The 13427-nt window shown below is 69.8% G+C and carries 11 protein-coding genes; 10 read left to right on the forward strand and 1 reads right to left on the reverse strand.

Annotation, left to right across the window (positions count from 1 at the left end; translation table 11 throughout):
• Positions 1-53 precede the first annotated feature (53 nt).
• Positions 54-1430, forward strand: coding sequence for an OFA family MFS transporter (locus IE317_RS00110; protein WP_191305940.1), 1377 nt, complete (start codon positions 54-56; stop codon positions 1428-1430).
• 31 nt (positions 1431-1461) lie between these two features.
• Here the strand turns inward: IE317_RS00110 and IE317_RS00115 are convergent, their stop codons facing one another.
• Entirely contained in the window at positions 1462-2199 is a 738-nt protein-coding gene (locus IE317_RS00115; RefSeq protein WP_191305941.1) for a GntR family transcriptional regulator, read from the reverse strand.
• Positions 2200-2367: 168 nt separating this feature from the next.
• On the opposite strand from IE317_RS00115, the gene IE317_RS00120 reads away from it, so the two are divergent.
• The 9 genes from IE317_RS00120 to IE317_RS00160 all read left to right on the forward strand — a co-directional run bounded on the left by IE317_RS00120 (position 2368) and on the right by IE317_RS00160 (position 13427).
• Positions 2368-3357 carry a 2-dehydropantoate 2-reductase gene (locus IE317_RS00120; protein WP_191305942.1) on the forward strand — a complete coding sequence of 330 codons (990 nt, stop codon included), beginning with the start codon at positions 2368-2370 and terminating at the stop codon, positions 3355-3357.
• Positions 3358-3369: 12 nt separating this feature from the next.
• Positions 3370-5289 carry a molybdopterin oxidoreductase family protein gene (locus IE317_RS00125; RefSeq protein WP_191305943.1) on the forward strand — a complete coding sequence of 640 codons (1920 nt, stop codon included), beginning with the start codon at positions 3370-3372 and terminating at the stop codon, positions 5287-5289.
• Between the two features lies 1 nt (position 5290).
• Positions 5291-7036: an NAD(P)H-dependent oxidoreductase subunit E gene (locus IE317_RS00130; RefSeq protein ID WP_191305944.1), complete on the forward strand. Its 1746-nt coding sequence runs from the start codon at positions 5291-5293 to the stop codon at positions 7034-7036.
• Positions 7033-7890 carry a 2Fe-2S iron-sulfur cluster-binding protein gene (locus IE317_RS00135; RefSeq protein WP_191305945.1) on the forward strand — a complete coding sequence of 286 codons (858 nt, stop codon included), beginning with the start codon at positions 7033-7035 and terminating at the stop codon, positions 7888-7890. The genes IE317_RS00130 and IE317_RS00135 overlap by 4 nt, the downstream gene beginning before the upstream one ends.
• Before the next feature lie 246 nt (positions 7891-8136).
• The gene (locus IE317_RS00140) at positions 8137-8658 is read left to right on the forward strand and encodes a peptidase inhibitor family I36 protein (protein ID WP_191305946.1); all 522 of its coding nucleotides are present in this window, start codon (positions 8137-8139) and stop codon (positions 8656-8658) included.
• 2 nt (positions 8659-8660) lie between these two features.
• A complete protein-coding gene (locus tag IE317_RS00145) occupies positions 8661-10898 on the forward strand; it encodes a glycoside hydrolase domain-containing protein (protein ID WP_191305947.1) in 2238 nt (745 codons plus the stop codon).
• Positions 10899-10917: 19 nt separating this feature from the next.
• The gene (locus IE317_RS00150; RefSeq protein ID WP_191305948.1) at positions 10918-11538 is read left to right on the forward strand and encodes a hypothetical protein; all 621 of its coding nucleotides are present in this window, start codon (positions 10918-10920) and stop codon (positions 11536-11538) included.
• Between the two features lie 192 nt (positions 11539-11730).
• On the forward strand, positions 11731-12543 hold the full coding sequence (locus tag IE317_RS00155) for a hydroxypyruvate isomerase family protein (protein WP_191305949.1): 813 nt from the start codon (positions 11731-11733) through the stop codon (positions 12541-12543).
• A complete protein-coding gene (locus IE317_RS00160) occupies positions 12540-13427 on the forward strand; it encodes a 2-hydroxy-3-oxopropionate reductase (protein WP_191305950.1) in 888 nt (295 codons plus the stop codon). Before IE317_RS00155 ends, IE317_RS00160 begins: the two co-directional genes overlap by 4 nt.

The raw sequence follows: 13427 nt of genomic DNA on the forward strand, positions 1-13427 counted from the left end.
CCGCACGACGGCAGCAGAGGGACATGAGTCAACGGTGACGAAAGAGAACTCTTATGACCGCAGCCACGTACCAGGAGATCACTGACGAGAACGGGAGAGTTTACCGGGTAGGCGAGTCCCCGCAGGCCATCATGGGGCGCTCACGCAGCTGGATGGTCTGGCTGCCCTGGATCGCCATGATGGCCGTCAGCGTGTTCGAATACGGCTGGGGCGCCGTCGAAGGCACGCTGGAGGAAAAGTACGGCTGGTCGCTGTCGGACGCGTTCTGGCTGGCGAGCATCTGGGCGGTGTTCCAGGCCGGGGTGGCCTTCCCGGCCGGCCGGCTCCGGGAGAAGAACATCGTGTCGGCGAAGACGGCCATGCTGACCGGCGCGGTGTGCAGCGGCATCGGCTACTTCACCATCGCCCACAGCGGCAATCTGACGCTGGCGTTCATCGGGTACTCGGTCCTCGGCGGCACCGGCGCCGGGCTCGTGTACGCGACCTGCATCAACATGGTCGGCAAGTGGTACCCGGAGAAGCGCGGCGCGCGGACCGGGTTCGTCAACGGCGGGTTCGCCTACGGCTCGGTGCCGTTCATCTACCTGTTCAGCGCGTTCCTCGGGCACGAGAACGTCACCGGGGTGCTCGACGGCATCGGCCTGTACATGCTGGTCGTCGTCGGGGTTTGCGGGTTCCTGTTCAAGGACCCGCCGAAGAGCTGGTGGCCGAAGGAGGTCGACCCGCTGACCTGGGCCAAGGGCAAGGTCGGGGTCAAGACGCTCGCCAAGAACCCGCCGGCGGTCCGCCAGTTCACGCCGGTGGAGGCGATCCGGACCGGCATGCTCCCGCTGATGTGGGTGTGCTTGGTGATCATCGGCGGGGTCTCGCTGTTCGGCATCAACTTCCAGGTGCCGTTCGCCAAGGAGAGTCACTTCGGCGCGTTCGTCGCCGCTTCCTCGGCCGGCGTGCTGGCCATCGTGAACGGCACCGGCCGCGCGGTCGTCGGCTGGGCGTCGGACAAGATCGGGCGGCGGCAGACGCTGACGCTGGTGCTGGTGATCGCGGCCGGCGCGCAGTTCGGTGTGCTGTACGCCGGGAACACGCACAACCTGGTGTTGTTCATGGTGTTCGCGTTTCTGACCGGGTTCGGCGGTGGTGCGTTCTACCCGCTGTTCGCCGCGCTCGTGCCGGACTACTTCGGCGAGAACAACAACGCGTCGAACTACGGCCTGGTCTACAGCGCGAAACTGGTCGGTGGCGTCGGCGGCGGCGGACTCGCCGCCGGGGTCATCAGCGCGTGGGGCTACACCGGCGCGTACATCCTCGCCGGGTGCATCGCGCTCCTGTCCGCGGTGCTGACGCTGTTCCTGCGCCAGCCGGGCCGGCCGCGGCACCAGCTCGCCGAAACCGAGCTGGTGCCGCGACCCTCCGCCGCTGCGGGCGGCTGATCCGGTTACCCGCTCCCCGGTCCTGCCTCAATCAGGATCGGGGAGCCTCCGGACGTTCGTGGTAGGCCTGGCGGGTCCGTTCGGTGTGTTTCGCCATGATCTGTTCGGCGGCCTCGGTGTCCCCGTCGGAAATCGCGCGGATCAGCTCGTCGTGCTCGTTCCACGCATCCCGCCCGCGGGGCCGGGCGATCGGCGTGTAGTACCAGCGGACCCGGCGGTCGACAAGACCGATCAGCTCCGCGAGCACCGCGTTCCCCGAGAGTCGCGTGATGAACGCGTGGAGGGCGGCGTTGGCGGCGACCAGGCCTTCGGTGTCCTCGGCGTGCAGCGCCTGGATGCCGGCCTGCTGCAGGTCCCACAATTGCCGGACGTCCTCCGGGGTCGCGTTGCCGGCGGCGAGCTTCGCGGAGTGCGTCTCCAGCACGCTGCGGACGCTCAGCAGCTGGTCGGCTTCCTCGTCGGTGGGCAGGTGGACGAACGCGCCCTGGGCGGGGCGGAGGTCGACCCAGCCTTCGCTCTGCAGCCGCTGCAGTGCTTCCCGGACGGGCTGCCGGCTCACGCCGAGGTACTCGGCGAGGTCGGCCTCGACCAGGTGCTGGCCGGGTTCGAGGGTCCGGTTGATGATCAGTTCGGCGAGGGCCTCGTAGACGACCTGCCGCAGCGGCGCGGGCCGTTCGACGCGCTTGGCGGCGGTCGAGCTGAGCGAGCCCTTGGCCGTGCGGCGGCCGGTCGGGCCGCGGTCGGGCAGCGGGGAAGCGGGCTGGCTCACGGGACACCTCGAGTCGGGAGGAAGCGGTGATCGGCCATCAGGATACAGGTTTTGGTATGCAAAATCCCAGAGTTTGCCGCGCCGGGAGTTTCACGCCCTCGCAATCTGGTCTTTGGTGCGGATCCAGGATACTGTATGCAATCGAGTCCTCGATCAAGGAGGCGCATCATGAAGGTGGCTGTTCTCGGGGCCGGGGCGATCGGCGCCTACGTCGGGGCCGCGCTGCACCGCGGCGGGACCGAGGTGCACCTCATCGCCCGCCGGGCCCACCTCGCGGCGATGCGCGAGCACGGCGTCCGCGTGCTCAGCCCGCGCGGTGACTTCACCGCCCACCCGCACGTCACGGACGACCCCGCCGAAGTGGGAGAGGTCGACTTCGTGTTCCTCGGCCTGAAGGCCAACTCCTACGCCTCGTGCGGCGAACTGCTCGCCCCGCTGCTCGGCCCGGAGACGGCGATCGTCGCCGCGCAGAACGGCATCCCGTGGTGGTACTTCCACGGCCTGCACGGGCATCCGCTCGAAGGGCAGCGGGTCGAGACCGTCGACCCCGGCGGCTCAGTCACCGCGGTGCTCGAGCTCCGGCGGGCCATCGGCTGCGTCGTCTACTGCTCGACGGTCATCGAAGAGCCGGGTGTCATCCGGCACCTGGAGGGCACCCGGTTCTCCCTCGGCGAGCCGGACGGCGAGATCTCCGCGCGCTGCAAGGTGCTCAGCGCGGCGATGATCGCCGGCGGGCTCAAGGCGCCGGTCGAGGTCGACCTGCGCAACGACATCTGGATCAAGCTGATGGGCAACGTCGCCTTCAACCCGCTCTCGGCGCTGACCCGGGCGACCATGGCCCAGATGTGCGAGCACGAGGACACCCGCGAGCTCGTCGCCACGATGATGACCGAGACCCTCGAAATCGCCCGCGCCGCGGGCTGCGATCCGGGGGTCTCGGTGGAAAAGCGCATCGACGGCGCCTGGCGCGTCGGCCACCACAAGACGTCGATGCTGCAGGACCTGGAAGCCGGCAAACCCCTCGAGATCGACGCCATCATCGGCGCGGTCGTCGAGCTGGCCGGCCTCACCGGCGTGCCCGCACCCGCCCTGCGGTACGTCCACGCCGCCATCTCCCTGCTCGACCACACCAGCAAAGTCCCCGTCGGGTCGCACTGACCGGAGGTCCCCGTGAAGCGCAGGAACACCGAGCCGTACGTGCGGCTCACCCAGCCCCTGGTGCGCGATTCCGGCGTACTGCGGCCGGCGACCTGGGAGGAAGCCCTCGACCGGGCGGCCGCCGGGATCCGCCGCACTCTGGACGGCAAGGGACCCGAGGCGTTCGGGATGTTCTCGTGCGCCCGCGCCACCAACGAGATGAACTTCGTCGCCCAGAAGTTCACCCGCGCGGTGATCGGCACGAACAACGTCGACTCGTGCAACCGCACGTGCCACGCGCCCAGCGTCGCCGGGCTGGCTCGCGTGTTCGGCAGCGGCGGCGGCACGTCCTCCTACCAGGAGATCGAAGACGCCGACGTCATCGTGATCTGGGGCGGCAACCCCCGCGAGGCGCACCCGATCTTCTTCCAGCACGTGCTCAAGGCCGTCCACAGGGGAGCGAAGCTGTTCGTGGTCGACCCGCGGCGGACCAGCACGGCGAGCTGGGCGCACCGGCAGCTGCAGCTCGAAGTCGGCACCGACATCCCGCTCGCCCACGCGATCGCCCGGGAGATCATCCACTCCGGACTCGCGAACACGACGTTCATCGAGCGCGCCACCGAGGGGTTCGCCGAGTTCGCCGCGTCGGTCGAGCCGTGGACCCCGGAGGTCGCCGAGAAGACCACCGGCGTGCCGGCCGAGCTGATCCGCGAACTCGCCCGCACGTATGCCCGTGCCGACCGCGCCCAGCTGTCCTGGACCCTCGGCATCACCGAGCACCACAACGGCACCGACAACGTCCTGGCGCTGATCAACCTGGCGCTGCTGGCCGGGCAGGTCGGCCGGTACGGCGCCGGGCTGAACCCGCTGCGCGGGCAGAACAACGTCCAGGGCGGCGGCGACATGGGTGCCATCCCGGACCGGCTGCCCGGCTTCCAGGACGTCCTCGACGCCGACGTCCGGGCCAGGTTCGACACCGCGTGGGGCTCGTCGATCCCGCCGCACAAGGGCTTCAACCTGACCCAGATGCTCGACGCGATGGACCGCGGCGATCTGACCTGCGTGTACGTCATCGGCGAGAACCCGGTGCAGTCCGAAGCGGACTGCGAGCACACGGTCAAGCGGCTGGCGAACGTCGACCACCTGATCGTGCAGGACATCTTCCTGACCAAGACCGCGCAGCTGGCCGACGTCGTGCTGCCGGCGACAGCGGCCTGGTGCGAGAGCGACGGCACCTTCACCAACTCCGAACGCCGGGTCCAGCGCGTCCGCAGGGCCCTCGAACCGCCGGACGGCGCGCGCGACGACATCGAACTGCTGTCGGAACTGGCCCGCCGGCTCGGGCACGACTGGCACTACACCGGCGGCGAGGAGGTCTGGGACGAGCTACGATCGCTGTCGCCGATGCACGCCGGGATGTCGTATGCCCGGCTCGAAGAGCTCGGCGGCATCCAGTGGCCGTGCTACTCCGAAGACACCCTGGAGCCGACGTTCCTGCACGCCCGGCTCTGGGCCGAGGACCCGGCCGAACGCGGCCGCCCGGCGCCGTTCACCGTGCTCGAACACAGCCCGCCGGTCGACCTGCTCACCGAGGAGTTCCCGATCCGGCTCACCACCGGGCGACGGCTGGACTCCTACAACACCGGCGTGCAGTCCGGCGGGTTCCCGTCCCCGCTGCGGCAGGGCGAGACCCTCGACCTGTGTCCGGAGGACGCGCGGGCCCTCGGCGTCGAACCCGACGAGCTGGTGCAGATTTCGTCCCGGCGGGGTGCCATCGTCGCACCCGTCCGGCTGGACAAGGGGCTCAAGCCGGGGCTGGCGTTCATGACCTTCCACTTCCCGGACGAGGTGGACGTCAACGTCATCACCATCGAAGCCACCTGCCCGATCGCCGGGACCGCCGAGTACAAGGCCGCGGCCATCCGCGTCGACAAGCTCCCGGTCGAGGTCTGAAGTGGACCTCAAGCTGCTGGACGCCATCGCGTCGCACGAAGAACGGGAGGCGGTCGCCGGGTTCGCCGGCGGCGGCCGTGACCAGCTGCTCCCCGCCCTGCACGCGGTCAACGACCGGGTCGGCTGGATCAGCCAGGGCGCGCTGAGCCTCATCTGCGAGACGCTGGACGTGCCGCCCGCCGACGCGTACGGCGTCGCGAGCTTCTACTCGCTGTTCGCGCTGGCGGAGCGGCCGGAGCGGGTGGTGCACGTGTGCACCGACCTGGCCTGCCGGGTCAACGGCGCGGACACGGTGTGCGACGTCCTCACCGAGCACGTCGGCGCCGCGGGGAAGGCGCGCGGCGGGGTCACGTGGCTGCGCAGCCCGTGCCTCGGCGTCTGCGAACGGGCCCCCGCGGCGCTGACGTTCCAGGCCGGCGATCCGGCGACGACCGAGCTGCTGGCCCCGGCCACCGGCGCGTCGGCGGTGCTCGCCGCCGGGCGGGCACCGTCGGTTTCGGAGGGTGCGCCGCCGGTGATCCACCAGAAGGACGGGCTCCGGCTGCTCCGCCGGGTCGGCGTGGTCGATCCGTCCAGTTTGGACGATTACCGGGCGGCCGGTGGTTACGCCGCCCTGCGCAACGCCCTGCGCATGGGGAAGGCCGCGGTGATCCGCGAGGTCACCGACTCCGGCCTGCTCGGCCGCGGCGGCGCGGCCTTCCCGACCGGGCGCAAGTGGGCGGCCACGGCCGCCCAGCCCGCCGGACCGCACTACCTGGTGTGCAACGCCGACGAGAGCGAGCCCGGCACGTTCAAGGATCGGGTCCTCCTGGAGGGCGACCCGTTCGCGCTGGTGGAGTCCATGACGATCGCGGCGTACGCGATCGGCGCGACCCGGGGCTTCGTCTACCTGCGCGGTGAGTACCCGCGAGCGTTGCGGCTGCTGCGCAACGCGCTCGACGTCTGCCGCGAACGCGGGTTCCTGGGCGCGGACATCATGGGCCACCAGGGGTTCTCCTTCGACATCGAGATCCGGCGCGGCGCGGGTGCCTACATCTGCGGCGAGGAGACCGCGATCTTCAACTCGATCGAGGGCTTCCGGGGCGAGCCCCGGACGAAGCCGCCGTTCCCGGTCGAGCAGGGGCTGTTCAGCAAGCCGACGGTGGTGAACAACGTCGAGACCCTGGTAAACGTGCCGCTGATCCTCACCGAGGGTGCGGTCGCCTACCGTTCCCTCAGCACGGAGGCCTCGGCCGGGCCGAAGCTGTTCTGCCTGTCCGGCAACGTCGAACGGCCGGGCGTCTACGAGGTGCCGTTCGGTACTTCGCTGCGTGAGCTGCTCGCCATGGCCGGGGGAGTGGCGGAGGGCCGCACCCTGCGGGCGATCCTGCTGGGCGGCGCGGCCGGTGGGTTCGTCCGGCCGGACGAGCTGGACCTGCCGCTGACGTTCGAGGACGCGCGGGCGGCGAAGACGACGCTCGGCTCGGGGGTCGTCCTGGTCCTCGACGACCTGGCCGACCTCGGCGGGTTCCTGCTGCGGATCGCGGAGTTCTTCCGGGACGAGTCGTGCGGCCAGTGCGTCCCGTGCCGGATCGGGACCGTGCGGCAGGAGGAGGCGATCCGCCGCGTCCTGGCGGCCAAGTCCGACGAACGCCCGCTGTTGCGCGAGGTCGGCGGGGTCATGCGCGACTCGTCGATCTGCGGTCTCGGCCAGACCGCCTGGAACGCCATCGAATCCGCCATCGACCGGCTGGGAGCCCTGCAATGACCATTGTGGACATCGGTATCCCGAAGCGGCTGGTCGAGTTCACTGTGGATGGTCAGACCGTCCGGGTGCCCGAAGGATCGACGATCCTGGACGCGTGCACGGCGGCGGGCAAGGACATCCCGACGCTCTGCTACGGCGACACCCTGGAACCGGCGAACGCCTGCCGCGTCTGCATGGTGGAGGTCGAGGGCTCCCGGACGCTGGTGCCGTCGTGCTCGCGCAAGGCCGAGCCCGGGATGGTGGTGCACACCGATTCCGAACGGACGCGCACCAGCCGCAAGGTCGTCCTCGAACTCCTCGCGTCGGCAACGGACCTGTCGACCACCCCGGGCGTGGTGGAGTGGATGGCTTCGACGGGGGCCGATCCGGACCGCTTCGGCCCGGACGCCGCGACCGTCGCGCAACCGGCGCTGGTGGACAACGAGCTGTACGTCCGGGACTACGGCAAGTGCATCCTCTGCTACAAGTGCGTCGACGCGTGCGGCGAGCAGTGGCAGAACTCGTTCGCGATCAGTGTCGCCGGCCGAGGTTTCCACGCCCGGATCTCGACGGAGTTCTCGAACCCGTTGCCGGACAGCGCCTGCGTGTACTGCGGCAACTGCGTCGAGGTCTGCCCGACCGGCGCGCTGAGTTTCAAGCGCGAGTACGACAAGCGCGAGGACGGCACCTGGGACGAGTCCCGGCAGAAGCAGACCACGACCGTGTGCACGTTCTGCGGGGTCGGGTGCAACCTCACGCTGCACGTCCAGGACAACGAGATCGTGAAGGTGACTTCGCCGCACGACAGCTCGGTGACGCACGGGAACCTCTGCATCAAGGGCCGCTTCGGCTGGCAGCACGTCCAGAACCGGTGACCGGCGCCTGGGCGCCTCCGACCAGCACGTTCCGCGAGACTGCAGCGCGATTGCAGCGAACGCTGTCAAGCTCCCGTCGTTCGCAGTCGTCTCGGACGAGGGGGAGCGCCTGCTTCAAGGACGAAACCGACACCGACCACCTGGCCTGCGAGGGGTACCAGCGCCCTTGACCGGTCGTTTCGGTAACACCCGTGTAGGTCACATCCGTCCGGCAACTCATGAGAACGCACGAACCGAGGGGAACACATGCGCAGGGTGAAAGCAGGCGTCCTGGCCGCGATGACGATCGGGATCTTCTCGATCGCCCAGGCGCCCGCGGACGCGGTACCGGTGGGGGTGCCGGCCTCCTACCAGGGCACGACCATCGATCTCGGCAAAGGCTGGGCGGACGCCGAGGTCTGCGCCGAGTTCGCGGTGGGCGACGTGCGCTGTTTCCGGACCCCGCAGGATTTCGCGGCCACCACGGGCCGGTTCGGTCCCGCCGCGGCCGAGGACTGCGCCTACACCTGGGTGTGCATCTGGGAGAACATCGACCACACCGGCCGGCGCCTGCAGTGGAACGCGTCCGGCACGAAGAAGCTGGCCGACTGGGGCTTCCGCGACATGGCCAGCAGCGCCGCGCTGCACCGGCCGCAGAGCGGTGCCACGCTGGTCAACTACGTCACCGCCTTCCCGAACCAGCACGCGTACCTGGCCGCGAACCACATCTACTCCGACTTCCGCGACTTCGGCTGGAACGACAAGGCCGACGAAATCCAGGTCGGCTGACGATGGCCGACGAGATGGTCAGGCGGGCGCAGCGGTTCGTCAACGACGTCTACGGCAGCCGCATCGGGATGACGGTCGAGGAGGACGGCCTCACCAAGTGGGAGGTCATGTACGCCCTCACGCGCGCCCTTCAATCGGAGCTGGGGATCTCACCGGTGTCGAACAGCTTCGGGCCGACGACGTTGGCCACGCTCACCGCGAGGTACCCGAAGCTGAACTTCGGCACCATGCCTTCGGCGGACTTCTGCCGGATCATCCAGTCGGCGCTGTACTGCAAAGGCTACGACGGCGACGGGATCAACGGCGCCTACGGTCCCCGCGTCCAGGCCGCGGTGACGAAGCTCAAGGAGGACATGGGCGTCGGGACGGTGTTCCCCGGCAGCGACCTGACACCGAAGGTGTTCAAGGGGCTGTTGACCATGGACGCCTACGTCCCCGTCGGCTCCGGCTCGGCGACGGTCCGCGAGATCCAGCAGTGGCTGAACGGACGCTACATCGGCCGTCGCGACTTCTTCGTCATCCCCTGCGACGGCCACCATTCGCGGGACGTGGCCAAGTCGGTCCTGTTCGCGATCCAGTACGAGCTGGGCATGGCCGACGGGACCGCCAACGGCGTGTTCGGTCCCGGCACGCAGGCCGGCCTGAAGCAGCACACCGTCTCGCTCGGCAGCACCGGGATCTGGGTGTGGCTGTTCTCGGCGGCCCTGGCGTTGAACAAGCGGCCGGTCGATTTCACCGGCACGTTCGATTCCTCGGTGGGCAGCGCCGTCCGGGCGTTCCAGTCGTTCGCGAAGCTCGCGGTGACCGGCGACGGCGACTTCGCCACCTGGGCATCGCTGCTGATTTCCTACGGCGACCAGACCCGTGGCGGCGAGGCGTGCGACGGCGTCACCAAGATCACCGATGCCCGCGCGGCGACGCTGAAGGCGCAGGGGATCAAGTACGTCGGCCGCTACCTCACCGCGCTGAGCACGTCCACGTTGCCGGAGAAGCCGATCCAGCCGGGAGAGCTGCAGACCATCGCCGCCAACGGCCTGCGGTGCTTCCCGATCTACCAGACGGTCGGGCGCGACGCGGACAGCTTCAAGTACGCGGCCGGGCGGGCCGCCGGCGACGCCGCGGTGAACGCGGCACAGCACCACGGGTTCAAGAACGGCACGCGGATCTTCTTCGCCGTCGACTTCGACGCGCTCGACGGCGAGGTGACCTCCAACGTCCTGCCGCACTTCAAGGGCATCGTGGACTCCTTGGCCGTGCTCGGCAACCCGTACCTGGTGGGGGTCTACGGCCCGCGCAACGTGTGCTCGCGGGTCGCGGCCGCCGGGTACTCGACGGCGAGTTTCGTCTCGGACATGTCCTCGGGCTTCTCCGGCAACCTGGGTTACGCGCTGCCGGAGGACTGGGCGTACGACCAGATCGTCACGCGCACGATCGGCTCCGGCGACGGCCGGATCGACGTCGACGTCGATATCGCTTCGGGCCGTGACACCGGGCAGAACTCGTTCGACCCGCCACGGGACGTCGTGCCGGACACCCGGCTCGCGACGGACTTGTACCCGGCGCTGGAACTCGACGTCGGCAAGTACATGGAGTCCATCGGGTTCCCGAACAACGGCGGCACGCGGAACTTCACGCACTGGAAGTGCCTGCAGACCACCGTGTGGGACCACGACGACGTCATCACCGAACTGTCGAACCGGTACAGCATGCGCAAGTCGCTGATCCAGGCGTCGGCGTACTGGGAGATGCGGCACTGGGACGCGGCCGACGACGCCGTCGACCTGCTGGTCGAGGGGTACCACAACCGTCCGCCGGGCGTGCCACCGCCGGCGAACGTGCCGAGGGATTCGTCGACGGGTATCGCGCAGATCTTCGGGGTGACCGCGATCCGCGCCTGGAACCACTGCATCGCCAAGGGAGTGGCCACCGGCACGATCCGGGACACGGCCGACGATGACGACGTCTACGCGGCCTGGCGGCAGGTCAAGGACGAGGACTACGCGCTCCGGACCGTGGCGATGATCCACATCTGGGGCGCGGACGGCAAGCCGGGTGGCCAGAACTCGCCGGACGGCGAGACCGTGCTGAGGCCGATCGCGTGGGACTACACCGATTGGGAGATCTTCCAGATCCTGCGCCGCTACCAGGGCTGGGGTGCCGAGGCGGAGGAGCACGCGGGGAAGCGCATGGTGTTGTACCAAATCCTCGAGAACTACAACAGCATCTCGCGGCACCGATGACGAAGGGGGAGCAGACGTGATGCCCTTGCGACGCCGGAGTTTCCTCATCGCCGCGGCGGCGGCCGGAGCAACCGTGGTCCTGGCACCGGCCTCGCCGGCGGACGCCGGAACGGACCAGGGGGAAGAGGAGATCAAGCGCCGGCAGCCGAAGCAGAACGACGTGCTGACCGGAGAGCCGTCGCACAACGGCTGGGAGATGGAAAAGGTCGCCGACGGCCGCGGGAACGTCCACACGCGCCCCGTGCCGGGCACGCCGCTGTCCGGGGTGCAGCTGCGCATCGGTGTGGTGGACGCGGTGCTGGCCCACGTCATCCACCGGTTCCACTGTGACGTGGACGAACTGCGCGACACCGACGTGATCGGCTGGCACGCCCCGGCCACGGTCGACCCGGCACTGCCCGAGTCGAACCTGGCCTCGGGGACGGCGGTCAGGATCCGGCCGGGTCACTACCCGCCGGGCTCCCGCGGCGGCTTCTACGCCCCGCAGGTCGCCGCGATCCGCGGAATTGTCGCCGATCTGGGCGGTGTCGTCCGCTGGGGCGGGGACGACGGATCCGTGGACGAGGCGCTGTTCTACATCGATGTCCGGCCTGATGACCCCAGGCTGCCGCAGACGGCGCTCCGCGTCCGTCCGCTTTAGAGGTCGACAGAAACTGCGGACACCCGCGAGAGCCGGTCACTCCTTCAGGGGTGGCCGGCTTCGTCTGTTGGGGAGATCCGGACGCGGTGTCGGCTGCCGCGGGTTCGCCGTCGGGCGTTGACCCCGGCCCAGGTCAGCGGCTATTCTCGATATGCGAAAGAAAAATTCCGGATAGCGAAATTTGAGGTCGCGATGCCTGAAGAGGGCCACTCCCTGCCGTACGTCGCCAACCTGTCGATCCTGTTCAAGGAGGTACCGCTGCTCGAGCGCGCGGCCGCCGCGCGGGACGCCGGGTTCACCGACGTCGAGTACTGGTGGCCGTTCGACTCCGCAGTGCCCGCGCGCGACGAGGTCGACGCCTTCGTGAAGAGCCTGGACGGGGTCCGGCTCCGGGGGCTGAACTTCTACGCCGGGGACATGGCCGCGGGGGACCGGGGTCTCGTCTCCTGGATCGGCCGGGAGGCCGAGTTCGCCGACAGCCTCGTCGTCGCCCTCGGCATCGCCGAACGCACCGGCTGCCGCAGCTTCAACGCCCTCTACGGCAACCGGCTCGACGGCGAAGACCCGGCCAAGCAGGACGACCTGGCCCGGGTGCACCTCGACCAGGCCGCCGACGCCGCCGCGCGGATCGGTGCGCAGCTGGTCCTCGAACCGCTCTCAGGCGCGGACCGCTACCCGCTCAAGACCGCCGCGGACGCCGTGGCCGTGCTCGACGACCTCGGGCGCGACAACGTGCGGCTGCTGGCCGACCTGTACCACCTGGCAGTCAACTCCGACGACCTGGACGCCTTGGCGACGCGGCACATCGCCCGGATCGGGCACGTGCAGATCGCCGACGCGCCCGGCCGCCACCAGCCCGGCACCGGCTCCCTCGACATCGACGGGCACCTCGCGAAGCTGCAGAACGCGGGATACGCGGGGTTCGTCGGGATCGAGTACGTCCCGGAACCCGACACCGGGACGTCGCTGGCCTGGCTGCCGAAGACCCGAAGGGGACGAGCATGAAACTGGGATTCATCGGATTGGGCGTGATGGGTGGCCCGATGGCCGCGCACCTGGTCGCGGCCGGCCACGACGTCAGCGGCTACGACGTCACACCGGCGGCGGGGGAGAAGCTGGCGGCGGCCGGTGGCCGGGCCGCGACCGGCGTCGCCGACGCGGTGGCCGGTGCGGACGTCGTCATCACGATGCTGCCGAACCACCCGCAGGTCGAGGAGGTGGTGCTGGCCGCGGGCGGCGTCCTGGACACCGCCGAGCCCGGCACGCTCCTGATCGACATGAGCACCATCCGGCCCGAGACGTCGATCGCGATCGCGGAAGCCGCGCGGGACCGGAAGATCCGCGTCCTCGACGCCCCCGTCTCGGGCGGTCAGGCCGGTGCCGAGCAGGCGTCGCTGTCCATCATGGTCGGGGGGCTCGAAGAGGACTTCGCGGCGGCCAAACCGGTCCTGGACGCCGTCGGCAAGACGATCGTGCACGTCGGGCCGCACGGCGCCGGCCAGGTCGTCAAGGCCGCCAACCAGCTCGTCGTGGGCGGGATCTACGGTCTCGTGGCGGAGGCGATCGTGCTGCTCGAAGCGTCCGGAGTGGACGCTGCCACGGGCCTCGACGTGCTCGCCGGCGGCCTCGCGGGCAGCCGGATCCTCGAGCTCAAGCGCCAGTCCATGGTGGACCGGCAGTTCGCGCCCGGCTTCCGGATCGACCTGCACCACAAGGACATGGGAATCGCGCTGGCCGCCGCCCGGCAGGCCGACGTCGCGCTCCCGCTCACCGGGCTGGTCGCCCAGCTCGTCGCCGCCGGCCGCGCCATGGGGTACGGCTCCCTGGACCACTCGGCCTTGCTGAAGGTCGTCGAACAGTTGTCGGGCCGCGTCCCGGCGGAGGTGTGA

This window comes from Amycolatopsis bullii (assembly GCF_014654205.1).
Classification (GTDB): Bacteria; Actinomycetota; Actinomycetes; order Mycobacteriales; family Pseudonocardiaceae; genus Amycolatopsis; species Amycolatopsis plumensis.